Origin of the sequence: Pseudomonas sivasensis, assembly GCF_021391435.1 — a bacterium.
GTDB lineage: Bacteria > Pseudomonadota > Gammaproteobacteria > Pseudomonadales > Pseudomonadaceae > Aquipseudomonas > Aquipseudomonas sivasensis.
In genome coordinates, this window is record NZ_CP090029.1 from 3710371 (window position 1) to 3732313 (window position 21943).

28 protein-coding genes are annotated in these 21943 nt (G+C 60.7%); 13 read left to right on the plus strand and 15 right to left on the minus strand.

From position 1 onward, the window contains the following. Window positions 1–55: 55 nt before the first annotated feature. The 5 genes from ycaC to LRO94_RS16560 all read right to left on the minus strand — a co-directional run bounded on the left by ycaC (window position 56) and on the right by LRO94_RS16560 (window position 4676). Window positions 56–673, minus strand: a complete 618-nt coding sequence (gene ycaC, locus LRO94_RS16540) for an isochorismate family cysteine hydrolase YcaC (protein ID WP_032889415.1) — start codon at window positions 671–673, stop codon at window positions 56–58. A gap of 20 nt (window positions 674–693) precedes the next feature. Then, on the minus strand, window positions 694–2532 hold the full coding sequence (locus tag LRO94_RS16545) for an amidohydrolase (RefSeq protein WP_032889419.1): 1839 nt from the start codon (window positions 2530–2532) through the stop codon (window positions 694–696). After that, window positions 2529–3119 carry an antibiotic biosynthesis monooxygenase gene (locus tag LRO94_RS16550; protein WP_032889421.1) on the minus strand — a complete coding sequence of 197 codons (591 nt, stop codon included), beginning with the start codon at window positions 3117–3119 and terminating at the stop codon, window positions 2529–2531. The genes LRO94_RS16545 and LRO94_RS16550 overlap by 4 nt, the downstream gene beginning before the upstream one ends. A gap of 88 nt (window positions 3120–3207) precedes the next feature. Further along, on the minus strand, window positions 3208–3795 hold the full coding sequence (locus tag LRO94_RS16555) for an NUDIX domain-containing protein (protein WP_179178835.1): 588 nt from the start codon (window positions 3793–3795) through the stop codon (window positions 3208–3210). A 35-nt stretch (window positions 3796–3830) separates the two neighbouring features. Continuing rightward, entirely contained in the window at window positions 3831–4676 is an 846-nt protein-coding gene (locus LRO94_RS16560) for an SDR family NAD(P)-dependent oxidoreductase (RefSeq protein ID WP_179178834.1), read from the minus strand. A gap of 162 nt (window positions 4677–4838) precedes the next feature. Between LRO94_RS16560 and LRO94_RS16565 the strand changes: the two genes are divergently transcribed. Further along, complete coding sequence (locus LRO94_RS16565; protein WP_233896821.1) at window positions 4839–5765, plus strand: alpha/beta hydrolase; 927 nt, start codon at window positions 4839–4841, stop codon at window positions 5763–5765. A gap of 192 nt (window positions 5766–5957) precedes the next feature. Here the strand turns inward: LRO94_RS16565 and LRO94_RS16570 are convergent, their stop codons facing one another. Next, window positions 5958–7118 carry an alpha-hydroxy acid oxidase gene (locus tag LRO94_RS16570; protein WP_032889430.1) on the minus strand — a complete coding sequence of 387 codons (1161 nt, stop codon included), beginning with the start codon at window positions 7116–7118 and terminating at the stop codon, window positions 5958–5960. A 121-nt stretch (window positions 7119–7239) separates the two neighbouring features. Here LRO94_RS16570 and LRO94_RS16575 point away from each other — a divergent pair, with 121 nt between their 5' ends. After that, complete coding sequence (locus LRO94_RS16575; RefSeq protein ID WP_032889432.1) at window positions 7240–8025, plus strand: DeoR/GlpR family DNA-binding transcription regulator; 786 nt, start codon at window positions 7240–7242, stop codon at window positions 8023–8025. Here LRO94_RS16575 and LRO94_RS16580 read toward each other — a convergent pair. Continuing rightward, window positions 7990–8727, minus strand: coding sequence for a DUF72 domain-containing protein (locus LRO94_RS16580; protein WP_233896823.1), 738 nt, complete (start codon window positions 8725–8727; stop codon window positions 7990–7992). The two genes, LRO94_RS16575 and LRO94_RS16580, sit on opposite strands and share 36 nt — an antisense overlap. Further along, window positions 8724–9155 (minus strand): hypothetical protein, encoded by a 432-nt coding sequence (locus LRO94_RS16585; RefSeq protein WP_032889435.1) that lies wholly within the window; start codon window positions 9153–9155, stop codon window positions 8724–8726. The genes LRO94_RS16580 and LRO94_RS16585 overlap by 4 nt, the downstream gene beginning before the upstream one ends. A 340-nt stretch (window positions 9156–9495) precedes the next feature. Between LRO94_RS16585 and LRO94_RS16590 the strand changes: the two genes are divergently transcribed. Next, window positions 9496–10056: a type 1 glutamine amidotransferase domain-containing protein gene (locus tag LRO94_RS16590; protein WP_032889437.1), complete on the plus strand. Its 561-nt coding sequence runs from the start codon at window positions 9496–9498 to the stop codon at window positions 10054–10056. Between the two features lie 62 nt (window positions 10057–10118). Here LRO94_RS16590 and LRO94_RS16595 read toward each other — a convergent pair whose 3' ends face one another. Then, window positions 10119–10325: a PLDc N-terminal domain-containing protein gene (locus LRO94_RS16595; protein WP_032889439.1), complete on the minus strand. Its 207-nt coding sequence runs from the start codon at window positions 10323–10325 to the stop codon at window positions 10119–10121. Between the two features lie 324 nt (window positions 10326–10649). Between LRO94_RS16595 and LRO94_RS16600 the strand changes: the two genes are divergently transcribed. Further along, window positions 10650–11126, plus strand: a complete 477-nt coding sequence (locus LRO94_RS16600) for a hemerythrin domain-containing protein (protein WP_032889441.1) — start codon at window positions 10650–10652, stop codon at window positions 11124–11126. Window positions 11127–11187: 61 nt separating this feature from the next. Then, window positions 11188–11469 (plus strand): hypothetical protein, encoded by a 282-nt coding sequence (locus tag LRO94_RS16605; protein WP_032889443.1) that lies wholly within the window; start codon window positions 11188–11190, stop codon window positions 11467–11469. A gap of 124 nt (window positions 11470–11593) precedes the next feature. Here the strand turns inward: LRO94_RS16605 and LRO94_RS16610 are convergent, their stop codons facing one another. After that, complete coding sequence (locus LRO94_RS16610; protein WP_179178833.1) at window positions 11594–12139, minus strand: putative natural product biosynthesis protein; 546 nt, start codon at window positions 12137–12139, stop codon at window positions 11594–11596. 62 nt (window positions 12140–12201) lie between these two features. Beyond that, window positions 12202–12585 (minus strand): DUF2946 domain-containing protein, encoded by a 384-nt coding sequence (locus LRO94_RS16615; RefSeq protein WP_179178832.1) that lies wholly within the window; start codon window positions 12583–12585, stop codon window positions 12202–12204. 181 nt (window positions 12586–12766) lie between these two features. Between LRO94_RS16615 and LRO94_RS16620 the strand changes: the two genes are divergently transcribed. Together LRO94_RS16620 and LRO94_RS16625 are read left to right on the plus strand one after the other, a co-directional pair. Then, the gene (locus LRO94_RS16620) at window positions 12767–13372 is read left to right on the plus strand and encodes an SCO family protein (RefSeq protein ID WP_032889449.1); all 606 of its coding nucleotides are present in this window, start codon (window positions 12767–12769) and stop codon (window positions 13370–13372) included. Continuing rightward, on the plus strand, window positions 13372–13854 hold the full coding sequence (locus tag LRO94_RS16625; RefSeq protein WP_095184506.1) for a copper chaperone PCu(A)C: 483 nt from the start codon (window positions 13372–13374) through the stop codon (window positions 13852–13854). Before LRO94_RS16620 ends, LRO94_RS16625 begins: the two co-directional genes overlap by 1 nt. A gap of 10 nt (window positions 13855–13864) precedes the next feature. Here the strand turns inward: LRO94_RS16625 and LRO94_RS16630 are convergent, their stop codons facing one another. Further along, window positions 13865–14194 (minus strand): DHCW motif cupin fold protein, encoded by a 330-nt coding sequence (locus LRO94_RS16630; RefSeq protein ID WP_032889453.1) that lies wholly within the window; start codon window positions 14192–14194, stop codon window positions 13865–13867. A gap of 140 nt (window positions 14195–14334) precedes the next feature. On the opposite strand from LRO94_RS16630, the gene LRO94_RS16635 reads away from it, so the two are divergent. Further along, window positions 14335–14820, plus strand: coding sequence for a hydrolase (locus LRO94_RS16635; protein ID WP_032889455.1), 486 nt, complete (start codon window positions 14335–14337; stop codon window positions 14818–14820). An 80-nt stretch (window positions 14821–14900) separates the two neighbouring features. Here the strand turns inward: LRO94_RS16635 and LRO94_RS16640 are convergent, their stop codons facing one another. Further along, window positions 14901–15368 carry a GNAT family N-acetyltransferase gene (locus LRO94_RS16640; RefSeq protein WP_179178831.1) on the minus strand — a complete coding sequence of 156 codons (468 nt, stop codon included), beginning with the start codon at window positions 15366–15368 and terminating at the stop codon, window positions 14901–14903. Window positions 15369–15574: 206 nt separating this feature from the next. Between LRO94_RS16640 and LRO94_RS16645 the strand changes: the two genes are divergently transcribed. From LRO94_RS16645 to LRO94_RS16655, 3 genes are read left to right on the plus strand one after another with little or no spacing between them, the layout of a single operon-like run. Continuing rightward, window positions 15575–16075, plus strand: coding sequence for a GNAT family N-acetyltransferase (locus LRO94_RS16645; protein WP_179178830.1), 501 nt, complete (start codon window positions 15575–15577; stop codon window positions 16073–16075). Window positions 16076–16111: 36 nt separating this feature from the next. After that, window positions 16112–17311 carry a hypothetical protein gene (locus LRO94_RS16650; RefSeq protein ID WP_179178829.1) on the plus strand — a complete coding sequence of 400 codons (1200 nt, stop codon included), beginning with the start codon at window positions 16112–16114 and terminating at the stop codon, window positions 17309–17311. A 46-nt stretch (window positions 17312–17357) separates the two neighbouring features. Next, window positions 17358–17783, plus strand: coding sequence for a GNAT family N-acetyltransferase (locus tag LRO94_RS16655; RefSeq protein ID WP_032889463.1), 426 nt, complete (start codon window positions 17358–17360; stop codon window positions 17781–17783). Between the two features lie 20 nt (window positions 17784–17803). Here LRO94_RS16655 and LRO94_RS16660 read toward each other — a convergent pair whose 3' ends face one another. Beyond that, the gene (locus LRO94_RS16660; protein ID WP_179178828.1) at window positions 17804–19033 is read right to left on the minus strand and encodes a TPM domain-containing protein; all 1230 of its coding nucleotides are present in this window, start codon (window positions 19031–19033) and stop codon (window positions 17804–17806) included. A gap of 128 nt (window positions 19034–19161) precedes the next feature. Here LRO94_RS16660 and LRO94_RS16665 point away from each other — a divergent pair, with 128 nt between their 5' ends. Both LRO94_RS16665 and LRO94_RS16670 read left to right on the plus strand, forming a co-directional pair. Further along, window positions 19162–19977 carry an alpha/beta fold hydrolase gene (locus tag LRO94_RS16665; protein ID WP_099602237.1) on the plus strand — a complete coding sequence of 272 codons (816 nt, stop codon included), beginning with the start codon at window positions 19162–19164 and terminating at the stop codon, window positions 19975–19977. Further along, a complete protein-coding gene (locus LRO94_RS16670; RefSeq protein WP_095184496.1) occupies window positions 19967–21109 on the plus strand; it encodes a PAS domain-containing sensor histidine kinase in 1143 nt (380 codons plus the stop codon). Before LRO94_RS16665 ends, LRO94_RS16670 begins: the two co-directional genes overlap by 11 nt. On the opposite strand, the gene dapF is transcribed toward LRO94_RS16670, so the two are convergent. Then, window positions 21097–21900 carry a diaminopimelate epimerase gene (dapF, locus tag LRO94_RS16675; protein WP_122752809.1) on the minus strand — a complete coding sequence of 268 codons (804 nt, stop codon included), beginning with the start codon at window positions 21898–21900 and terminating at the stop codon, window positions 21097–21099. The genes LRO94_RS16670 and dapF overlap by 13 nt on opposite strands. Window positions 21901–21943: the final 43 nt, after the last annotated feature.

Below are 21943 nucleotides of genomic sequence, written 5' to 3' on the forward strand. Positions count from 1 at the left end.
CGCTATCGGGGGCAAGCCCCCTCCCACATTGATCACCTACAGGCTTGAAAACCGGTTACTTGGCAGTAAACGCCGAGTAGCTGTTCATCAGGTTGCGGTAGTTGGGGATGCGCGGCGACAGCAGGTTGGCCAGGCCTTCCATGTCGTTGCGCCAGTCCACTTGCAGCTCGCAGGCCACGGAGAACCAGTTCACCAGCTGGGCGCCGGCGGCGGTCATGCGCGCCCAGGCGGCTTGTTGCACGGTTTCATTGAAGGTCCCGGAAGCATCGGTGACGACGAACACTTCGAAGCCTTCAGCGAGGGCACACAGGGTCGGGAACGCTACGCACACGTCCGTCACTACACCGGCAATGATGATCTGCTTGCGGCCGGTGGCCTTGACCGCCTTGACGAAATCTTCGTTGTCCCAGGCGTTGATCTGGCCAGGACGGGCGATGTACGGCGCGTCCGGGAACAGTGCCTTGAGTTCTGGCACCAGCGGGCCGTTAGGACCGCCTTCAAAACTGGTGGTCAGGATGGTCGGCAGGTTGAAGAACTTCGCCACGTCGGCCAGGGCCAGCACGTTGTTCTTGAATTCGTTGGGGGAGAAATCCTGTACCAGGGAGATCAGGCCCGTCTGGTGGTCGACCAACAGTACGACGGCGTCATCTTTGTTCAAGCGCTTGTAAGTCATGGGTTAACTCCTTGGGGGGTTTAAAAGGCAAAACACGAGCAGCCGAACGCACCCCAGAAACCCTGGAAGTCGCTGACCGGCACGCTGGAAAGACGGGCTTTCTCATGGCTGTGGGAATGCACGCCGCACGGGCCGCTGCATTGGTGTACTTGAGCTTGCAAAGGCGAATTTGGACGCCAGTGACCCGGCACCTTGACCACCGGCGACCAGTCCGGCAGCACCGGCACGCGCGGCGGTGCGTAGTCTTCGAAGTCGCCGGCGCCGTACACGACCTTGCCGCCCACCACGGTGAGCACTGACTCGATCCACTTGATGGCTTCTTCATCGACACTGAAGAAGTCCGCTGACAGCGCGGCGACGTCCGCCAATTGGCCGACCTTGATCTGGCCTTTCTTGCCCTGCTCGGACGAGAACCAGGCGCTGCCATGGGTGAACAGCTCCAGCGCGGTGAGGCGCGGCAGACCTTCGGCGTGCAGTTCCAGGCCGCCGACGGTACGGCCGCTGACCATCCAGTACAGCGAGGTCCAAGGGTTGTAGCTCGACACCCGCGTGGCGTCGGTGCCCGCCCCTACCGGCACGCCTTCGGCGAGCATGCGCTTGATCGGCGGCGTGGCTTCGGCAGCCTTGGCACCGTAGCGCTCGACAAAATACTCACCCTGGAACGCCATGCGGTCCTGGATCGCAATGCCGCCGCCGAGGGCTCGAACGCGCTCGATATTTTTCGGGGTGATGGTCTCGGCGTGGTCGAAGAACCACGGCAGCCCATTGAACGGGATTTCGCGGTTGACCTTTTCGAACACGTCGAGCATGCGCGAGATGGACTCGTCATAGGTGGCATGCAAGCGGAACGGCCAGCGTTGTTCCACCAGGTGGCGCACCACCGGTTCCAGCTCCTGCTCCATGGTCAGGGGCAGATCCGGGCGCGGCTCCAGGAAGTCTTCAAAGTCCGCCGCCGAGAACACCAGCATCTCGCCGGCGCCATTATGGCGCAGGTAGTCATCGCCCTGGTGCAGGGTGACGCTGCCGGTCCAGTTCTTGAAGTCGCTGAGTTCTTCCTTGGGCTTCTGGGTGAACAGGTTGTAGGCGATGCGTACCGTCAGCTGTTCGTCCTTGGCCAGTTGCTCGATCACCGCGTAGTCATCGGGGTAGTTCTGGAAACCACCGCCGGCGTCGATGGCGCTGGTGAGGCCCAGGCGATTGAGTTCACGCATGAACTGGCGCGTGGAGTTGACTTGGTATTCCAGCGGCAGTTTCGGGCCCTTGGCCAGGGTCGAATACAGAATCATCGCGTTGGGCCGCGCCACCAGCATGCCGGTGGGGTTGCCGTTGCTGTCGCGCACGATCTCGCCGCCCGGCGGGTTCGGCGTGTCTTTGGTGTAGCCGGCCACGCGCAACGCGGCGCGGTTGAGCAAGGCGCGGTCATACAGGTGCAGCACAAACACCGGCGTGTCCGGCGCGGCCTGGTTGAGTTCTTCCAGGGTCGGCATGCGTTTTTCGGCGAACTGGAATTCGTTCCAGCCGCCCACCACGCGCACCCATTGCGGCGTGGGCGTGCGGTCGGCCTGGTCCTTGAGCATGCGCAGTGCATCGGCCAGGGACGGCACGCCTTCCCAGCGTAGTTCGAGGTTGTAGTTCAGCCCGCCACGGATCAGGTGCAGGTGGGAGTCATTGAGGCCGGGAATCACGGTGCGGCCCTTGAGGTCGATGACCTGGGTGCCGCTGCCACGCAGGGCCATGGCCTCGCCATCGGTGCCGACGGCGACAAAGCGACCCTGGCTGATGGCGACGGCGGTTGCGCGCGGGTTTTCACGGTCCACGGTGTGGAACTGGCCATTGAACAGAATCAGATCGGCGTTCATAGGGTTTCCTTTACAGAGGCTTCAAGCCAGGGTGCGAACAGGCGGGTAGCCGCCGGCATCAGCAGGTACACCACCAGCAGCACGATGGTCAGAGTGACCAGGAAGGTGGAGACCACGTAGTTGGACAGGAACGGGTGCAGACGCAGGATGGGCCCCCAGATAAACGGCAACAGCAAGGTCTGCGGCAAAATCACAAACAGGCTGACGACCGCCTGTTTCCAGCGCGGCGGCTTGGCGGCGCTGTCGGCCAGGGGCGCGAACCAGAATTCGTTGACCGCACCGATCTCGGTCTTGTCGCCATCGGCCAGCATCGGCGAGGCTTCGACAATCAGGGTTTTACGCTCGGGGGAGTCGAGCCAGGTTTCCAGGTCGTCGGTGGAGCGGTAGCGCAATACGCAAGTGAATAGCGCCAGGTTGTTCTGTTTGCTGCGCACCACGTCGACACCCAAGTGCCCTGGGCGCTCGCCGGCGATGCGCACGATGCGGCGCAGCCAGGCTTCGTAGTTGGCTTCCTGGCCTTGCTTGATCAAGTGTTTGACGACCAGGGTGACGACTTCGTCGGGTCCCGTCTGTGGTGCTGGGTCCATGGTGTGCCCCTCTGCCTTGAAATGTCAGCGATGAGGGGAGTTTGCCGCGGATGGGGGGTGGGAAAATTGGATGTACGTGCTGTTTAAGTCACCAGCCTTCTTTCAACATACGCAACTCCAGGTGCTGCAGCAGCATGATGGTCTTGCCGTCGGCGATCTCGCCGCTCTGCACCATCGCCAGGGCCTGCTCGAAGCCCAGTTCCAGCACCTCGATGTCCTCGCCCTCCTCTTCCAGGCCACCGCCACCACTGACCCGATCCCCCGGCTGGTATTCGCCGATAAAAAAGTGAATCCGCTCAGTGACCGAGCCTGGGCTCATGAACGCCGTGTAGACCTTCTCAACCTGCCCCACGCGATAACCGGTCTCTTCCTCGGCTTCCAGGCGAATGCGCTCCTCGGGGCTGGCATTGTCCAGCAAGCCCGCCGCCGCTTCGATCAGGTAACCGTGGTAGTCATTGACGAAGGTGGGCATGCGGAACTGGCGAATCAGCAACACGGTGCGTTGCGCGCGGTTGTACAGCAGGATGGTCGCGCCATTGCCTCGGTCGTACACCTCGCGGGTCTGAGCTTGCCAACTGCCGTCGCGACGACGCAGGTCGAAGCTGTATTTTTTCAGCAGGTACCAGTTGTCCGAGAGGGTCTCTTCGGCGGTGATGCGAACGGGGCTGTTGTCCATGGTCGGGCTCTTTGTTCCAAGGAGTAATCGGGGGTTCACGCTTGTTTGATGCGAGGCCACGCGGCCGCGACTTCTTCAGCACTGCCGGCGTTGATCCGCGCCAGGTTGCGCGGGTAGTCCACCCCGGGATTCTCAGTGAAGCGCGTTGCGGTGAATTGACCGTTGCTGGCCCGCAGGATGTAGCCCGTTTCCTCGCACAGCGTGGAGGCGAGAAACAATACCCCCGGGGTTACCCAATCCGGCTTGAGTTCGTCAGGTTCCTCGGTCACGCCCCACATCCGCGTCTTGGCCACCGGCGAGATCGCATTGACCCGGATGCCGGCCTCGGCGCCCTCATGGCTCAGCGCGTTCATGATCCCCAGTTGCGCCATCTTGCCAGCGCTGTAGGCCACCAGGCCGGTCTGCTCGTATTGTGCGTACATGGCGCGGTCGGACGTGGTGAGGATAATCCGTGGCGCGGTTGAGCGCAGAAGGTGCGGCCACGCGTGCTTGCACAGCCAAAGTGGCGCGTAGAGGTTGATGTCCATGGCCCGCTGCAGGAACGCGGCATCCAGGTCTTGGATGTTCTGGTAACCCACCCAACCGGCGTTGTGAATAAGGATATCGAGTTGACCGAATGCCTCGATGGCGTACGCAACCAGTTGCTGACAGCCCTCGTTGGTGGACAAGTCACCGCCATGTCCGATCACCGCGAGCCCTTCGGCCTGCAAGGCTTCTGCCGCCGCCTGGACCACCGAGGCATCGTTGCCGGCGCCCACCTTGTCGGCGCCGATATCGCTGATCACCACCCGGGCACCGCCCAGGGCCAGTGCCCGTGCATAACTGAGTCCCAACCCACGCGCACCGCCGGTGACGATGGCGGTTTTACCTGTGAAATCCATGTGCTTGCTCTCCTGTTCGGCCGCCTACCCTAACAACCGGTGTACGGGTTGTTCAATGCTGTAACACTTTGCAAGCAATCGCCGTGGGCGGCCGTCGAATTTATACCTGCCTGTGTAGGCCATCTGGTAAAACCCCAGCTTCATCTTTGTTCAGGAATCTTCATGCCCTCTCGTTTTCTATCGCGCCTGAGCCTGCGCTGGTTGCCCCTGCTGTGCATGGCGTTGTTGATCGTCGGCCTGCCGGTAGGGTGCAGCGTGCTGCAACACAAGGAGCGCGAACTGGTGTTTCGCATCGAACCGGGCACCGCCAGTTGGTACAGCGGCTTGCCCAAGGCGGTGCAGGAATTTGAACTCAAGCCCGCCAGTTTTAAGTCGGGGCAGAACATTCATGGTTGGTGGTACCCGGCGGACAAAAAGGACGCGCCAGCGATCCTCTACCTGCATGGGGTACGTTGGAACCTCACCGGGCAATTGTTCCGCATCGAGCAATTGCATGCCCTCGGCTATTCGGTTCTGGCCATCGACTATCGCGGCGTTGGCCAAAGCCGCGGCGAGCTGCCGTCGGAAACCACCGTGTACGAAGATGCGCGTATCGCCTGGGAACGTTTCCAAGTGCTGCAACCCGACCCGAGCAAGCGCCTGATCTACGGGCATTCCCTCGGTGGCGCGGTCGCCATCGACCTGGCTGCCGAACTGGGCAAGCAAACGCCTCGGCCGGTGCGCGGCCTGGTGATCGAATCCACCTTTACCTCCCTGGCAGACGTGGCGACGGCGGTGGCCAACACGTCGTTGCCGGTGCGCTGGTTGCTGTCGCAAAAGTTTGATTCCATCGACAAGATTGCCGACATCCATATGCCGTTGCTGGTGGTGCATGGCCTCGACGACCGCTACGTGCCGCCACGCTTCAGCCAGCAATTGTTTGAAGCTGCCCAGGAACCCAAGCGGCTGTTGCTGGTGCCCGGCGCCAGCCATAACAACAGCATGAGTCTGGCCGGTCGCAGTTATCGCCAGGCTCTCGACAACTTGATGCAGGCCAAGATGCCCGCCCACGTTGTCACGCACTCCGCGGAGCGCAAGGGCGAGTCATAAAACAGCTTTTCGGCACTGGGTTCGCGCTTGGCTGTCAAGCGCAAACCCTGCCCATACTGGGCCTCGCTGAAAGTTGATCAAATATTGACCGCGGGCTAAATCGCCATACCCGCCGGGGTCTTGCAAAGTTATCCACAGAGATACCCACGGTTTTCGTGGACAACTCTTTTCGTATTTTTACGATTTTTTTGCTCAAACAATGCTTTCGGGAAAGGTCCCCGGCAGCAAAATCTCACGGTTCACATCGCGTATATCGTTATAGCCACACAGCGCCATCGACACGTCCAATTCACGGGCGATGATGTCAAGTGCCTTGGTCACGCCCGCCTCACCCATCGCACCCAAACCATACAAATGCGCACGACCGATCATGGTGCCTTTAGCGCCGAGCGCCATCGCCTTGAGTACGTCCTGGCCGGAACGAATACCGCCATCGAGCCACACCTCGATACGCTCGCCTACCGCGTCGACAATCGCCGGCAACTGGCTGATGCTCGACGGCGCGCCGTCCAACTGACGGCCACCGTGGTTGCTCACCACCAAGGCATCCGCACCGGAATCAGCCGCCAGGCGCGCGTCTTCGACATCGAGGATGCCCTTGATGATCAACTTGCCGCCCCAGCATTTCTTGATCCACGCCACATCGTCCCAGCTCAGGCGCGGGTCGAATTGCTGGGCGGTCCACGACGACAGCGAACTCATGTCCGCCACGCCTTTCACGTGCCCGACAATGTTGCCGAACCCACGACGCTGGGTGCCGAGCATGCCCATCACCCAACGCGGTTTGGTCGCCATATTGAGGATATTCGGCAGGGTCAGTTTGGGCGGCGCAGACAGGCCGTTGATCAGGTCCTTGTGCCGTTGCCCCAGGATCTGCAAGTCCAGGGTCAGCACCAGCGCATCCACGCCAGCGGCCTTGGCGCGTTCGATCAGTTGCTCGACGAAGCCACGGTCACGCATCACATACAGTTGGAACCAGAACGGCTGGCCCACCTGTTCGGCGATGTCTTCAAGGGAGCAGATGCTCATGGTCGACAAGGTGTAGCGCAGGCCGAACCTGGCGGCAGCGCGGGCGGTGAGAATCTCGCCATCGGCATGCTGCATACCCGCCAGGCCGGTGGGAGCCAGGGCCACGGGCATGGCCATGTCCTGGCCGATCATAGCGGTGCGGATCGAGCGCTCATCAATGTTGCGCGCCACCCGCTGGCGGAATTTGATCCGGGCAAAATCGCTTTCATTCGCCCGGTAGGTGCTCTCAGTCCAGGAGCCGGAATCGGCATAATCGTAGAACATCCTTGGGACACGTTTTTGCGCCAGCTTGCGTAAATCTTCGATGGTTGTGATCAACGACATCTAGGTCACCTCTCCCTGAACTGAGCGCAGAGAGTAGCCGCACCACGGTCGCTCAACCAGTGATTGCGTTTATATCTACGGGCGACTAATCTCGCACAAACCCGCAAAAAAGCGCAAAAACATGCACGACACTCATCAAGCCATCGACCTGCCTTCCCTTCGCAAACAGAAGATTCTGTTGCTGCTGGAGCGCGACGGCAAAGTCACCGCCTCGGAACTGGTGGAACACTTTGCGGTGTCTCAGGACACCATCCGTCGTGACCTCGGCGAACTCGCCGCCGCCGGCCTGTTGCAGCGCGTACACGGCGGCGCCCTGCCTCGGCCCAAGGACACAGGCAAAGATTTTTTCACCCGGGTCGGCGAGACCAATGACGCCAAACGCCAACTCGCGCAGTTGGCCGCACAGAGGGTGGAAGACGGCCAGATTGTGCTGTTCGATTCCGGCTCGACCACGCTGCAGATCGCCCAGTCATTGCCGCGCGCAATCCGGCTGACGGTGGTCACAACCTCACCGATGATCGCCATTGCCTTGGCCGACCATCCCAATGTGACCGTGATTCTGGCCGGCGGCCAACTCAACCCGGCCACGCTGTCCACCGGCGGCCACGAAGCCGTACGCCTGATCCAGAGCATCAAGGCCGACCTGTTGTTTACCGGCGTATGCGCATTGCATCCGCAAGTAGGCATCAGCTCGCTGCACTTTGATGAAGTCGCGGTCAAGCAAGCCTTGCTCGACAGCGCTTCCCAGGTGGTCGCGGTGACCATGGCGGACAAACTCGGCGCGGTGGAGCCGTTTGTGGTGGCGCCGTGCAGCCGGATTCACACGTTGATTACCGAGTGGCATGTGCCGAGTGTGGAGGCGTACGAGCAGCTAGGGTTGGAAGTGTTGCGGGTTGAGGTCGAGTAGGTACAAGGCATCAGCCACCGCATGGCCGCTGGCGGTGTTGTCGAAAATGCACCAGGTAGGAATGCCATCTGCAGCAGACCGGCTCAGGTGCCTTGCGAACCCGAGTACACGCTCCGGGCCATAGGCGCTGTGATAGATGCGCGGTGATCCGTGCAGGCGCCAATAGCGCACGCCTTGCCATCCCGCGCAGGTGGGCGTGGCGTCGATCACGGGTGGGTCGACTGCCACCCGTCCTATGTGCAAATCCTGCAACATCGCCTCAGCTGCCAGCCAACTGGCGTGGCGCGGCTCAAGCACCACATTGCCGGCAAAACATCGGCGAACAGCCATGAAAAAGGCGCTGGCACTGGAGGGCTCATAGCTCAATGAGGGAGGCAGTTGCACCAGCAGGCAGCCCAAGTGTTCACGCAGTGGCGCGCACTGTTCGAGAAACTCATCCAGCGCAGCTTCACAACGCTGCAGGCCCAACTCGTGGGTAATACGCTTGGGCACTTTCACCGAAAAACGAAACGCAGACGGCACGGATTTGCCCCAACGTGCGTACGTTTTCGGCAGGTATGGACGATAGAACGAGCTGTTGATCTCCACCGCGTTAAAGCGCGACGCGTAGCGCTGCAAATGCGTGCCCGCGTCGCTGAACGCCGGCCAGTGCTCACGCGGCAAGCTCCAGCCCGCACAGCCGACGTACAACAATCCCGTCAAAAAAGCACCGCCGCCGCATCGCGCATGAAAATCTCGATGGTCTTGGGGCCTACGCCATCGAACTCGGCCAAGCGGTTCTCAAACGCCTTGCGGTCTGCACTGGCGCGACGTACGTGAGTGATCTTTCCCCCGTAATCGGCGTTCAGCTTCGCGCTGAGGTCCAGCAGCCGCTGCGCAGTAGATTCGTCGTAGCGAACGTAATGGGCACGCCCCAGCATTGCCACCAACTCTCGCGACGTACAGTGCTGCAACTTGCGGGCAGTGTCGCGCCCCTGCTGCTCCACAATCACCCTGTATGCCTGTGCGGCAATGGGTGCCTGGATTCGCTTGCCCATCAGGAAACTGGCGATAAACCACTTGAACAAACCGCTGTCGTCCTCAGGCTTGAGTTCGATCCCCAATTCAGCAGCGGTAATCGCGCGCGCCATGCTTATTGACCCCGCTTGCGATCAGCCGTGGCGGCTGAGTCTGCACTTTTCCGTGCCTCTTGCGAGCTCATACGGTCAGGTGTTTTAACGGCAGTTATGGGAGCGGCCACGGTATCTCTCCAAGCAATTAAGGGAGCACAAAAAATCGCGTCCTGTGTGAAGCAGAGCCCTGGGTATTTCGATAGTTCAAGGAAATTTCAGCGTAGAAATCGGCGCAAAAAAATTTAAACCTTTTGCCCACGCGCGCCCTCAACAGTCAGGTATCGGCGAAGCTGAAATGGCCAGGAAGCGACAGGCCAGACACGACCATTAACCCCCTTCACCCAGGAGACACTCGACCATGACCTCGCAACTCAACGGAAAGAAAATCCTCATCATCACCTCCAACACCGGCATCGAGCGCGACGAGTTGCTCAAGCCCCTGGAAGCGCTGCGCGGTTTTGGCGCGACGGTGACCCACGCTTCCAGCAAGGGCGGCAGCACCCAAACGTTTGTCGGTGATACCGAAAAGGACAGGACCGTGGAATCCGAGGTGCAACTGTCGGATGTGCAGAGCAGCGATTTTGATGCGCTGGTGATCCCCGGCGGTACCGTGAACGCCGACACCCTGCGCCAGGACGCAGCGGCGCTGCGCTTGATCAAGGACTTCGCCGCCGACGGCAAAACCATTGCGGCCATTTGTCATGGGCCGTGGACGCTGATCGACGCGGGCGTAATCAAAGGCAAGACGTTGACCTCCTACAAAAGCGTCCGCATCGACCTGGAAAACGCCGGCGCTGCCGGTTGGGTCGACGCCGAGGTCAAGCAATGCAACGCCAATGGCTGGACCTTGATCACCTCCCGTACACCCGACGATTTGCCGGCATTCAATGAGGCGATTGCCAAGGCGCTGGCTGGCTGATATCCGGCACCTGAACGTAAACAGGCGCCCATAGGGCGCCTGTTTGCTAACGGCCTTAGGCGTCAGCTCTTGCGGTGTTCCGGCATCTCGCGTTTGGGCCCGAACATCGCCCACGCAATCAGGCCCAGCAACGGCACAAAGATCAGGATCACCAGCCACAGCCCCTTGGTCTCCCAGCCACCGGTACTGCGCAATACGACGTTAATTGCCCACAATTCCAAGAGCAGCAGAACCACCGCCAAACCGATCCAGACATAATTTATTTCCATGATTCACCTCCTGAGGTCTATGGGTTAGGTCAAGCATTCCCCCCAAGGGTTCCATCGAAATTACGCCAGGGCGCTCTCGCCCAATGGTTGCGGCACATGCCGAGCCACCTCCGTCTGTCCAGTGCGCAGGTAGAAGCGGGTTTAATGCAACCTGGTTGGGGACCGACCATGCAAGCTGCACGACACAGGTTTTCTAAAATCAATCTCAACTTATTGATTCGAATGACGTTTAACCGATCATCCAGGATGGTCTGACTTATGCAATTTCCTACCAGACAACGCGCGCACCTCGACGCGCCCGTACCCTGACTGTGAGGTTTCATCATGAATGCCATCGACCTGCTCAAAGCCGACCATGAACGTGTTAAAGCATTGTTGACCCAACTGAGCGAATCCACCGAACGCGGGGTTAAAAAGCGCACAGAGTTGCTGGCTAAACTCGAAATGGAAATCAGCCTGCACACCAAGCTTGAAGAAGAGATTCTGTACCCGGCGTTCCGAAAAGCCGGCGGCAAGGAGCAGGACATCATGTACCACGAAGCCAAGGAAGAGCATCGCACCGTCGACTCGCTGGTGCTGCCTGACCTGAAGCAGACGGAGCCGTCCACCACCGAGTTTTCCGGTCGGGTGAAGGTGGTCAAGGAACTGCTGGAACACCACATTGAAGAAGAGGAAACCGAGATGTTTCCTCAAGCGAAGAAACTGCTGGGCAAAGCTCTACTGGAAGAACTGGGTGAACAAATGCAAGCCATGAAGGCCGCGCATAAGAAGGCGATGGCGGACAAGCCAATGGCTGCGTGACGCACCCGTCGACCCGTGGACAAGTCCACGGGTGTGTTCGATGAATCAAGAGGATTGAATCATGACGAATAGACAAAGGATCGTGCTTGCACTCTGCCTGACGGCTCTTTCAGGCCAACCCGCCCTCGCCGCTTTCGGCGACAACCCGACACCTGCAGCCAATGCTGTTGCAGGTGATGGGGCTGCAGGCTCCGCGCTGCCACCCGGCACGTACCCGAGCAGCCCGGCCGACAGCGGCAAAAAAAGCCAGGACACCGTCAAACAGCCGGACAAAACTCCCAAGGCTGATGACCGCGACGATAGAGACAAAGACCGTCAGCAAAAACCGCGCACCGGCAGCTGACAGCTCAACCGTAATCGGCAGCGCAGCCTGTCAGTCAGCGAGCGCTGTTCCGGGCCACGCCACCGACGCTGCGATGTGCTGCACCATTTGGTGCCAACGCAATACGCACGCGCCTTGATACCGATCAAGGCACAGGCAACCAGTCGTTGAAGCGTCCTTGGGCATTCAACGGGCACCAGGCGAAATCCCATGGCGAGGGTGGCAAGGCTGAGGGTGCAGCGTCGGCGAACATCGCTTGCTTGCAATCGAACACCGTCATCGATTGCCAGGCCAGGACTACCCCCTGCGCGTGGCTGGTATCGGTGTTGACCCAACACGCTGCGGCGGCCGCCATGAACGCTTCGATGGGCTCATCGTCGATGTGCTGGCGATACGTCGAGCTCAGCAACCAGCGGCACACATTCAGGTGGTAGGTCCAATCCTGCGCGGGCTGGTTGCGATAGGCCCAGGTCATAAAGCTGCGGAACAGGTTCAAGCCCTCGGGCGGGTCGAGCTTGAGCAGGGCTGGGCAGATATCGAACAGGGTGTGCCAGTAGGGCAAAAGGCGTGCATCCAGGTGCACGAAGCAGCGGGAGTTACTCGGGTATTCAGCCCGCGCCGGTTCCGCGCGCAGGCGACGGGACACCTTGCTGACCAGGCGACTGGCGCCTGCAGGCAATTGTTGGTTCATGAAATGCACTCACAGTCGTGACGATAGAACGCCTCCTGGTCACAGGAAGCCCAAGGCACACGTCAGAATGCGGGGGAAGCGCGGGGATTGGCCGAGGGCCAGGCATGGCGCGGCGGCGCCTTGTTGCGTTGTTCACGGGCCGGGCGCGGGGTTTGTCCGAGGCCCAACAGCCACGCCAGTCCAATCAGGAACACCAGGGCGACCGTCAGCGAGGCGCACACCGGGCAGGCAAAGTAGTTCGAGATGTTGCTGGAAGACGGGGTGCCCAACCCTTTGTCGGAAAGTGGCGCCTGCTTAGCGTCCACCGAACAGAACGCGCCGCCGATCCCGTTGAGCTGCTGGCCCATCATCTGGCCATGGCCCAAACCGCACACGAACAGGTTCATCAGTACGCAGAAGTACAGGGTCCAGACAATTGGCGAACGGTCGGGGTGGCTCGATTTCATGGCGGCGACTCTACCACCGAAGCCGCACAGGGATGAAATACGGCGGCCCCCTGTGGCAGAACGTCGCAGATTACGTGCCATCGCCAGGGTTGGTAGACTTGGCGCCCTCCTCGTTTACTCCTTTTCAAAGCCTGATGTGTAGATCCAGAGCAATGCAGGCGTTTCACAGGATGCACAGTTGATGAGTACGTTATTCACCCGCCGCAAGGTCCTGACCGGCATGGGCCTGCTGGGTCTGGGCCTGCTGACCGGTTGTGACAACAGCCCCAGGTTGAACTTCAAGTACGGCAAGGACTTGAGCGACAAGATCATGGGCCGCACCTTCAAGCTCAAGAACACCGAGGGCGACACCGTCACCCTCAGCTCCTACCGTGGCCTGATGCCGGTGGTGTTCTTCGGCTTCACCCAGTGCCCGGCCGTGTGCCCGACCACCCTCGCCCGCGCCGCCCAAGCCAAGAAGCTGATGGGCCGCGACGGCGAGATCATGCAGGTGATCTTTATCACCCTCGACCCGGAACGCGACACACCGGAGATTCTCGACAAGTACGTCAAGGCCTTCGATCCGAGCTTCGAAGCGCTGTACGGCACCCCCGAAGAAATCGCCGTGGCCGCCAAGGAGTTCGGGATCTTTTATGAAAAGATCCCCGCCGGCGACACCTACACGCTGTCCCACACGGCCACCAGTTTCGTCTTCGACACGCGCGGCAACCTGCGCCTGGGCCTGCAAGCATCCCTTACCGCAAAAGAGTGCGCAGAAGACCTGCTCACCGTCATGGAGGTCTGCTAATGACTGCCGTTCAACACCTCAAGCGCTTCACCTTCGGCCTCGCCCTCTTGGGTTTCGCCGCCCACGCCAGCGCCCAAGTGCAAGTGACCGACGCCTGGGTGCGCGCCACGGTGCAGGGCCAGCCGTCCAGCGGCGCGTTCATGACCGTCACGGCCGACAGCGACAGCAAGTTACTGCGTGTGGCATCGCCGGTGGCAAAGGACGTGCAGATCCATGAAATGAGCATGAAAGACGACGTCATGCGCATGGGCCCGGTAGACGCAGTGGCCTTGCCCGCAGGCAAGGCCGTCACACTCGACCCGAATGGCTACCACGTGATGCTGATGGGCCTGACCGGGCAGATCAAGGAAGGCGACCAAGTACCGCTGACCCTGACGGTGGAAAACGCCAAGGGTGAACAGCAGACCGTCGAAGTGACCGCGCCAGCACGTGGTTTGGATGGTGTGGACCATAGCCATATGGACCACAGCAAGATGCACTGACCGTGCTGCATCAATCCACGATAAACAGCTTCGCCCCAACGCTCGTCGATGAGCGATGCGCTTCCATGTCATTACCTACCTGGTAACTCATCCCGGCCGTCAGCGTGAACTGACGGCCGTCTTCCAACTCTGTGTCCAACTCGCCTTCCAGGCACAACAACACATGCCCGCGTTTGCACCAGTGATCGGCCAGGTAGCCGGGGGTGTACTCCACCATGCGTACACGAGTGTTTCCGAAATGGCAGGTGCGCCACAGCGCATGGCCGGTAACGCCGGGGTAAACGACGGGGTCGATGGCGGACCAGTCGGTGGTGCCAAAGGGGACAGCGGTGAGGTTCATGGGGGGCTCAGTCGTGAGTGATGGTGGAGGGAGGCTATCGGCCTGCAACGGTAGGCGACAGACACAGATCCCATGCTTTTGTGGGATACAGGCGGCGACGCTTGTTATCCTGCCGGTCTTGTTCCCGTGGATGCACGCTGATGCAGATCGACCCTGCTTACATCCTGCTTGAGACCGAGCACTGGCAGCTCAACCATCACCTGGCGTCAAAACTGCCGGGCTACCTGATGCTGGGCGCCAAGGCGCGTATTCATTCCCTGGCCGACATGCCGGAAGCCGCACTGGCCGAACTGGGTGGGTTACTGGCCAGGACCCAGCGGGTCATGGAGGCGCAACTCGAACCCAAGTGGCTGTACATCAGCCGCTACGGGCATATGCCAGGGTTCCCGCTGCATTTTCATTTCATCCCGGTGTATGACTGGGTGGAAGATGCGTTCTGGCGGGATGAGCGTTATCGATTGCTGCATAGCTTTGCCGCGCCCGGCCATGCGCAGGCGCAGACCGACGGCGCCGAGTTGACGCTGTTTGTGTGGCGCGAATTTGGGGAAAGTCGGGTGCCGCCGCAGGTTCATGGGGATTCGGTTGACGCGGTTATAGAGCGGCTGCGCGCGGCCTTCCGTACCTGATGAGGGGCAAGGACAGTGTCGAGAGCCTTGTTGCCTGAACCACCGCTATCGCCAGTAAGCCCCTCATTGGGCAGCGCTGCTCATTCAATCCGCTTAGTCATCGGTATACACGCCAACTCCAGCCCCGACGGCGAGCGGTAGATCGCCGGCTGCTCCCCCACGTAGCCGCATGCCCGATAGAAACTCGCCGCATTCAACGTCGCATCCAGCACCACCTCTGCTAACTCCAGTTCCCGCGCAAGCGCCTCAAGATGATCCAGCATCGCCTTGCCGTACCCACGCCCGGTGAACTGCGGCAGTACAAACAACGCGCCCACTTCATTGTTGTCGAGGTCGAGCATGCCGGTGGCGACCGGTTCATCGTTTACCCAGCCGAGGTAAAACGGTTTTTCCATCAACGTGCTGTAACCATCGTCGGCACTGCCGCGAGTCCAGAGCGCCATTTGCTCAGCGGTGTAGGCACCGATGCATTGGCTGCAGATGGCTTCGCGGCGGATGTCAAAAGCGGCGTTGGCGTCTTCGGGGGTGGCGCGTTTTATTTCCAGCACAGGGTCCTTCCTTCATGCGTGTTGGTGACTTCAAGACCTGATCGATACCTTGGAGCCAGACGTGGTTTTTTATATTAGCGCGATCAAGTGGCGCGATGCTGGGGGCAGTGCAACAGTCAGGATGTCGCGACATACACCGTAGACTGTGCCACTTGGCGGGTTTGTATCTATCATGTGGCCTTTCAATCAATGCCCCAGGAACCTGCATGCCCGCCCTCACCCTGCGCAACGCCCTCCCCGCCGACGCTGCCCGTTGCTTTGAGATAGAAATCACTGCCTACGAAGGCGACGAAGCCGCGACCCTGGAGAAGATCGCCACGCGCATTGCGTTGTACCCGCAAGGCTTCCTGATTCTTGAAGCCGATGGCGAGGTGGTGGGATTTATCAACAGTGGCTGCGCCCATGAAGTGGTGATGTCGGACGAGGCATTCAAGGAGTTGGTGGGGCATGCACCCGAGGCGCCGAATGTGGTGATCATGTCGGTGGTGGTCGACCCAGCGCATCAGGGCAACGGCTATTCCACGGTGTTGATGAGCGAGTTTGTGCAGCGCATGAAGACGCTAGGCAAACGAACCATTCACCTGATGTGCAAAGAGCGGCATGTGCCGTTGTATGCGCGACTGGGTTACACCTATGTTCGGCCTTCGCCTTCGGATCACGGCGGGATGGCGTGGCATGAGATGGTGATGCGCCTCAGCCATCCTTGAACCCTGCCCATCGACCACCCGTGAAGGAACCACGACGTGATTCACGCAAGACCGCTGACCTTTCAACAAGCCCTGAAAAAAAACCTCAAACGGGTCCTGACCTACTGGGCGCCCCTTAGCGTTATTTTCGCCGGGCTGGGCACCTTGCTGGGGTTTTATACGCTGTCGACCTATGCCACTGCGATTGGCCGGCCGGATGTGATGGCTGCCGCGATTGAGGCAAAGTCCGCGCTGATCCCCTGGTTGGCAACAGTGATCGGCATGCTTGGGGTATATCTGCTGATTCTGCTCTCAACCACAGTACTGTTCGGGCTCACGGTGTCCTTGTTCAATGACATCACCTCTCTGCAGAACCGGTTGGTGGGGCTGCTTCTGCTGCCTGTGCTGACAGGCATCCTGCTATTGCTGTGGCAGATCTTTGAAGGACCTGCATTGAGTGACGGGGAAAAACTCGGCTGGACACTGCTCTGGCTCGTTGTGTCACTAGGCACCCTGCTGGCAACCAAGACATTCAGGGTCGCGGTCGACACATGCGCAACCATGGCGAGCCCCAGCAATGCCAATAGCTGGTCCCTACGCTGCTGGTTCATGTTGATGGTGGCATTGTTGCTGGTCAGTACAGTGATTTCCGCGGTGTTTCCTGCCAGCCTTGTACTGAAAGCCTATACGGGCGAGGACACGCCTGAAGCCGTCAGGCAGTTGATGTTCATCTCGATGTTCGCCGCCAGCGTCACGCTAACGCCCGTGGTGGTGTTCTATGTCAGCAAGGCTGACCTGTTCAAGCGCCTGGGCCTGTGCCTGCTGGCAGTGCTCATTACCGGGAGCATGGTGATTGGTATTTCGCCGGGGAGCCCTGCGACAATCGTTTACGCGGCAGCACGTGTCATGGACGCGCACACCGTGGTCGAGGCCAGGTTCCTGCTGACGAAAACCTACGCCAAGGAAGATTTCGACAGCGCAGTGTGGGGCAATGTCGAGACCTTGCGTGGACAACCGGTGGTATCGGCATTCCCACTGTTTTCCTTCGGCGATGTGCTGCTTTTGTGCCCAACCCGCCTGATCAACAAAACGCTCAAGGAGTGGCCGGAACATTCCGACTACTGTGTGCTCACTCAAAGCAGCAACGCGATTCGCACACCCAGGAAGTCGGCGCCGGCAACAGACACTGCAACGCCCTCTGGAAACAAAACAGGACAAGCATCACCCGAACACTCATCAGACGCCTCGCCCAACTGAACCACGGGCCAGCGCCAAGGTTAGGCACAACAAGGACGCCATCGCGATGCAGCATGCTCAGATTGAAATCAGCGACCAACCCAACCCCGACGCCGAGCGTATCCTGAGTAGCGGCCTGGCCGCCTTCAACGAACAGGCCGCCGGTTACCATGACCGGCGCCCTTTGACGGTGTTGATCAGAGACCCGCACACCCAGGAAGTCTTGGGAGGCATTACGGGTAGAACAGCGTTCGGCATGGCCTTCCTTGACCTGTTTCACCTGCCCGACTCCCTGCGTGGCACGGGCCTCGGCAGCCAGTTGCTGAAAGCTTTTGAAGACGAAGCTCGGCGTCGGGGCTGCCTGAATGCGGTGCTGTACACCATCAGCTTTCAGGCGCCGGGGTTTTACGAGAAAAATGGATGGGTGCGGTTTGGGGAAATACCCTGCGCGCCCCAAGGCAGCAGCCGCGTTTTTCTCTCTAAACAGCTGTAACGGTCAGGGCCTCGTCAGGCTTACCAACTCCCCGAAGCCCCGCCGCCGCCACTGGAACCGCCGCCCCCCGAGGAATTGCTGGAGCCGGAGCCACTGGAGCTGGAGCTAGAGCTGGAGCCACTAGAGCTGGAGCTTGAACCGGAGCTCCGGCTCGAACCCGCCCCGGAACTGGCAATGCTCTGCACAAACACAATAAACGCCACGAAGGAGGCCACGGGGATCGCCACGATCCAGCCCTGGTAACCGTGCCCCAGCAGCATCCCTGCGGCAACGTAGACAGCCGTGACCGCCAACGCACGCAGGAGGAAAAAGCGCGGGCTCTTTTTCCAGGATGCTTTGATGACGAAGTACAACCCAAGGTATAAGCCCAGCACTAACGCCCCGCCAAACGGCCACACCAGCCAATGGACATAACTGACTTCTACAAACCGGTTGGCTATCACCACACCGACGACATAGGCCAGCACCCCCATCACGCAGTAGAACGCCGTGCGCGCCAGCCACAATGCGCCGAAGGTGGCGCCGCCAATCAGGATGCTCAGCGGCAATACCAGCAGATACACCGGCCATTCCCGACCACCGGTGAACACCGCCAGCAACACGGTGACGGCTGCCGTGGCGATTAACGCCCCACGCCAACCCAGCTTGCGCGCGGCCATCAGCACGCCGCCAATCGCACCAACGATAAACGCGAGCAACACCGCGATGGCCTCGGGCGCAACGCCGGGGCCTGTCACCTGAGGCAACTCTCCGCCGTCCACCAGCACGACCAGATCGTCCACGCCTTGGCTGATGCCGCCCGCGTAGTCGCCCCGACGAAACGCCGGCGTGATGTGCTCCTCAATGATGCGGTGGGCCAACAGGTCGGTGACGGTGCCTTCCAGGCCGTAGCCCACTTCGATACGCACCTTGCGATCAGCCTTGGCCACCACCAGCAGGATGCCGTCGTTGACGTCCTTGCGCCCCAGTTTCCAGGCGCGGAACAGTTGGTTGGCGTAATCCTCGATGCTCGCCTCGCCAGTTGAGGGCACCAGCAACACGGCCACCTGGGCGCCTTTGCGTTGTTCGAGGGCGGCGAGCTGCTCTTTCAGACGAGTGGTGGTGCTGGTGTCGAGGGTGTTGGTGAGGTCGATCACCCGCTGGTCAAGGGCGATGCCAATCGGCGAGGTGTCAGCCTGGGCGCTGATTAACGGGCTGGTGAACACCACTACCAGCAGAATCGAGAGAGATTGCCGTAACCACCGCATCATGTTTGTTACCTGAAGTTTCTTCCTGAAGGCGCCGACTTTACCTTATCAGCGCTATAACGCGTGACCCCACGCCGATGACTATCTAAACTGCCGCGTATATAGCAATACGCCATAATTTCGGGACCCACATGGACCTACGCCACCGCAACAACGTTACTGTGATGGGCCGTGGGGCTTCGACCCTGGTGTTTTCCCATGGATTCGGCTGCAACCAGGCCATGTGGAAATACTTGGCACCGCAGTTTGAAGACCGCTTTCGCGTGGTGATGTATGACTTGGTGGGCGCGGGTCTGTCTGACCTGAGCGCCTTCGACAAGACCAAATACAACGTGCTGGAAGGCTACGCCCGCGACCTCAACGAGATCATCGACGCCTATGCCGAAGGCCCGGTGATTCTGGTGGGGCACTCGGTCAGCGCGATGATCGGCACCCTCGCCGATCGCCTGAGCCCCGGCCGTGTCGCTGCCCATGTGATGATCGGTCCCTCACCGCGCTATATCGATATCGATGACTACGTAGGCGGCTTCAAGCGCAGTGATATCGACGACCTGCTCGACACCCTCGACAGCAACTACCTCGGTTGGTCCAGCGCCATGGCTCCGGTGATCATGGGCGCGCCTGGGCAACCAGCGCTGAGTGACGAACTGACCGACAGTTTCTGCCGCACCGAACCGGACATCGCCAAGCAATTCGCGCGCGTCACCTTCATGTCCGACAACCGCCAGGACGTGATCGGCCTGACCACCCCGGTGTTGATCCTGCAATCGAGCGACGACCTGATTGCCCCCGTGGCCGTGGGCGAATACCTGCACCGCGTGTTGCCCAACAGCACCTATTGCCTGGTGGCTAACGTCGGCCACTGCCCCCACATGAGCGCGCCGCAAGCCTGCGCGGCGGCCATGGACACATTCCTCGCGCCTTGGGCGGTTTCCCGTGCCCACTGAGCTGTTCGACAGCGCCGCCTGCGCCCTGGCCGTCACCTCGGAAGACGGCACGATCCTGCAAGCCAACGCGCGCTTCAGTGATTGGTTGGGGTTCAGCAATGCCGAGTTGTGCGGCCATCGCTTCCAGGACCTGCTGACCATAGGCGGGCGGATCTTCCACCAGACCCACCTGGCGCCGATGCTGCGCATGCACGGCAGCGTCACCGAAGTGAAGTTGGACATGCTGCACCACGACGGGCACAAGGTGACCGTGCTGCTCAACGGCAACAAACGCGAACAGGCCGGCGCTGTAGTGCACGACCTGGCGTTGTTCGGCACCACCGACCGGGACAAGTACGAGCGCGAGTTGCTCAACGCCCGCAACCTGGCCGAAGCGCTACTGCAGGAAAAGACCGCTACCGAACTGGCGCTGCACCAGGCACAGGCCGAACTGAGCGAGGCCTACGCCATTGCCCAGCGCCGCGCACTGTTTGCCGAGCAGATGGTTGCGATTGTCAGCCATGACCTGAAAAACCCCCTTACGGCGATCCGCATGGCGTCGGACTTTCTCAACCGTGGCGAGCGCACCGCCAAAGAACGCCAGCTACTTGGGCATATCGGCCAATCATCCGAACGCGCCCAACGCATGATTGCCGACCTGTTGGACTTCACCCAGGCCCGGGTCGGCCAGGGCATCAGCATCAAGGCGGCGCCGCTGGACCTGCATGACGTGATTCATCGCACGGTGGACGAGCTGCGTGTGGCATTCCCCAAAGCGACGTTGGAGCATCAGGCCAAAGGCAGTGGCGGCGCGTGTCTGGACGCAGACCGTGTGCAGCAGATCATCGGTAATCTGGTGGCCAACAGCGTGGCTTATGGCGATCCGCTGCTGCCCATCACCATCACCTCGAACCTGGGTGATGGCGCGTGTGAAGTCGCTGTGCACAACCACGGCCCGGCGATTCCCGAAGCCTTGCTAACCGGGCTGTTCGAGCCCATGACCCGCGGCACCGACCAGGGCAGTGACGTACGCAGTGTGGGCCTGGGGCTGTATATCGTGCGCGAGCTGGCCAAAGTGCATGGCGGCGATGTGGCGGTGAGTTCCTGCGCCAACGCCGGCACCACGTTTACGGTGAAGTTTCAGGACAGATAGACACTGCCCTGCATGATCGGCTCGACACTGCCGGTCAACACCACGCCGCCCTCACCCGCCCAGTGCACGGTGACCGTGCCGCCATCGCACTGCACCTGCACCGTGGCATCCAGCAAGCCGCGCCGGATGCCATTGACCACCGCCCCGCAACAGCACGAACCGGAACCCAACGGCACGCCACCGCCACGCTCCCAGATGCGCAGGCGGATATGCCCACGGTCCAGCACCTGCACAAAATGCACATTGGTCCTGGCCGGGAACATCGGATGAAGTTCCAACGCCGGGCCTATTGCCGCCACATCGATGGCGTTGATGTCGTCGACAAAAAACGTGCAATGGGGATTGCCCATGCTGCACGCCGCCGGGCTGCCGTCGATCGGCAAGGTGCCCGTATCCATGGCCTCGGCCAGCGGCACTGATGCCCAGTCCAACGACGGCTCGCCCATGTTCACCGACACCCGCCGCCCCGACTCGCGCACGCAGGTCAGCAGGCCACGGTCAGTGCGCAGCACAACCGAATCGCCGCCGATTTCATGCATCAAACGGTCGGCCACGCCTCGGGTGGCGCTCCCGCAGGTTTGCAGCGCTGTGCCGTTGGGGTTCCAGAACTTGATACGCGCGACGGCATCTTCGCAATCAAGCACCACGGCCAGTTGATTGAAGCCGATGCCAGTGTGGCGATTACCCAGGCGGCGGGCGATCTGTGGGGTGATCGGGTCGTCCAGGCCACGGCGGTCGACGATGATGAAGTCATCGCCATGGGCGTGCATTTTTACGAACTGCAAGGGCATGGAGTGTCCTGGGGTCGACCTGTGGAGGAAGTGGAGGATACCC

Excerpts from the sequence above, each read along its gene's own strand:
- LRO94_RS16660 (WP_179178828.1), bottom strand. The coding sequence starts at position 19,033 with ATGATGCGGTGGTTACGGCAATCTCTCTCGATTCTGCTGGTAGTGGTG.
- LRO94_RS16575 (WP_032889432.1), top strand. The coding sequence starts at position 7,240 with ATGCACGACACTCATCAAGCCATCGACCTGCCTTCCCTTCGCAAACAG.
- LRO94_RS16645 (WP_179178830.1), top strand. The coding sequence starts at position 15,575 with ATGCCCGCCCTCACCCTGCGCAACGCCCTCCCCGCCGACGCTGCCCGT.
- LRO94_RS16655 (WP_032889463.1), top strand. The coding sequence starts at position 17,358 with ATGCAGCATGCTCAGATTGAAATCAGCGACCAACCCAACCCCGACGCC.
- LRO94_RS16590 (WP_032889437.1), top strand. The coding sequence starts at position 9,496 with ATGACCTCGCAACTCAACGGAAAGAAAATCCTCATCATCACCTCCAAC.
- LRO94_RS16570 (WP_032889430.1), bottom strand. The coding sequence starts at position 7,118 with ATGTCGTTGATCACAACCATCGAAGATTTACGCAAGCTGGCGCAAAAA.
- LRO94_RS16585 (WP_032889435.1), bottom strand. The coding sequence starts at position 9,155 with ATGGCGCGCGCGATTACCGCTGCTGAATTGGGGATCGAACTCAAGCCT.
- LRO94_RS16615 (WP_179178832.1), bottom strand. The coding sequence starts at position 12,585 with ATGAAATCGAGCCACCCCGACCGTTCGCCAATTGTCTGGACCCTGTAC.
- LRO94_RS16605 (WP_032889443.1), top strand. The coding sequence starts at position 11,188 with ATGACGAATAGACAAAGGATCGTGCTTGCACTCTGCCTGACGGCTCTT.
- dapF (WP_122752809.1), bottom strand. The coding sequence starts at position 21,900 with ATGCCCTTGCAGTTCGTAAAAATGCACGCCCATGGCGATGACTTCATC.
- LRO94_RS16560 (WP_179178834.1), bottom strand. The coding sequence starts at position 4,676 with ATGGATTTCACAGGTAAAACCGCCATCGTCACCGGCGGTGCGCGTGGG.
- LRO94_RS16635 (WP_032889455.1), top strand. The coding sequence starts at position 14,335 with ATGCAGATCGACCCTGCTTACATCCTGCTTGAGACCGAGCACTGGCAG.
- LRO94_RS16545 (WP_032889419.1), bottom strand. The coding sequence starts at position 2,532 with ATGAACGCCGATCTGATTCTGTTCAATGGCCAGTTCCACACCGTGGAC.
- LRO94_RS16565 (WP_233896821.1), top strand. The coding sequence starts at position 4,839 with ATGCCCTCTCGTTTTCTATCGCGCCTGAGCCTGCGCTGGTTGCCCCTG.
- LRO94_RS16550 (WP_032889421.1), bottom strand. The coding sequence starts at position 3,119 with ATGGACCCAGCACCACAGACGGGACCCGACGAAGTCGTCACCCTGGTC.
- LRO94_RS16625 (WP_095184506.1), top strand. The coding sequence starts at position 13,372 with ATGACTGCCGTTCAACACCTCAAGCGCTTCACCTTCGGCCTCGCCCTC.
- LRO94_RS16610 (WP_179178833.1), bottom strand. The coding sequence starts at position 12,139 with ATGAACCAACAATTGCCTGCAGGCGCCAGTCGCCTGGTCAGCAAGGTG.
- LRO94_RS16665 (WP_099602237.1), top strand. The coding sequence starts at position 19,162 with ATGGACCTACGCCACCGCAACAACGTTACTGTGATGGGCCGTGGGGCT.
- LRO94_RS16595 (WP_032889439.1), bottom strand. The coding sequence starts at position 10,325 with ATGGAAATAAATTATGTCTGGATCGGTTTGGCGGTGGTTCTGCTGCTC.
- LRO94_RS16620 (WP_032889449.1), top strand. The coding sequence starts at position 12,767 with ATGAGTACGTTATTCACCCGCCGCAAGGTCCTGACCGGCATGGGCCTG.
- ycaC (WP_032889415.1), bottom strand. The coding sequence starts at position 673 with ATGACTTACAAGCGCTTGAACAAAGATGACGCCGTCGTACTGTTGGTC.
- LRO94_RS16600 (WP_032889441.1), top strand. The coding sequence starts at position 10,650 with ATGAATGCCATCGACCTGCTCAAAGCCGACCATGAACGTGTTAAAGCA.
- LRO94_RS16630 (WP_032889453.1), bottom strand. The coding sequence starts at position 14,194 with ATGAACCTCACCGCTGTCCCCTTTGGCACCACCGACTGGTCCGCCATC.
- LRO94_RS16555 (WP_179178835.1), bottom strand. The coding sequence starts at position 3,795 with ATGGACAACAGCCCCGTTCGCATCACCGCCGAAGAGACCCTCTCGGAC.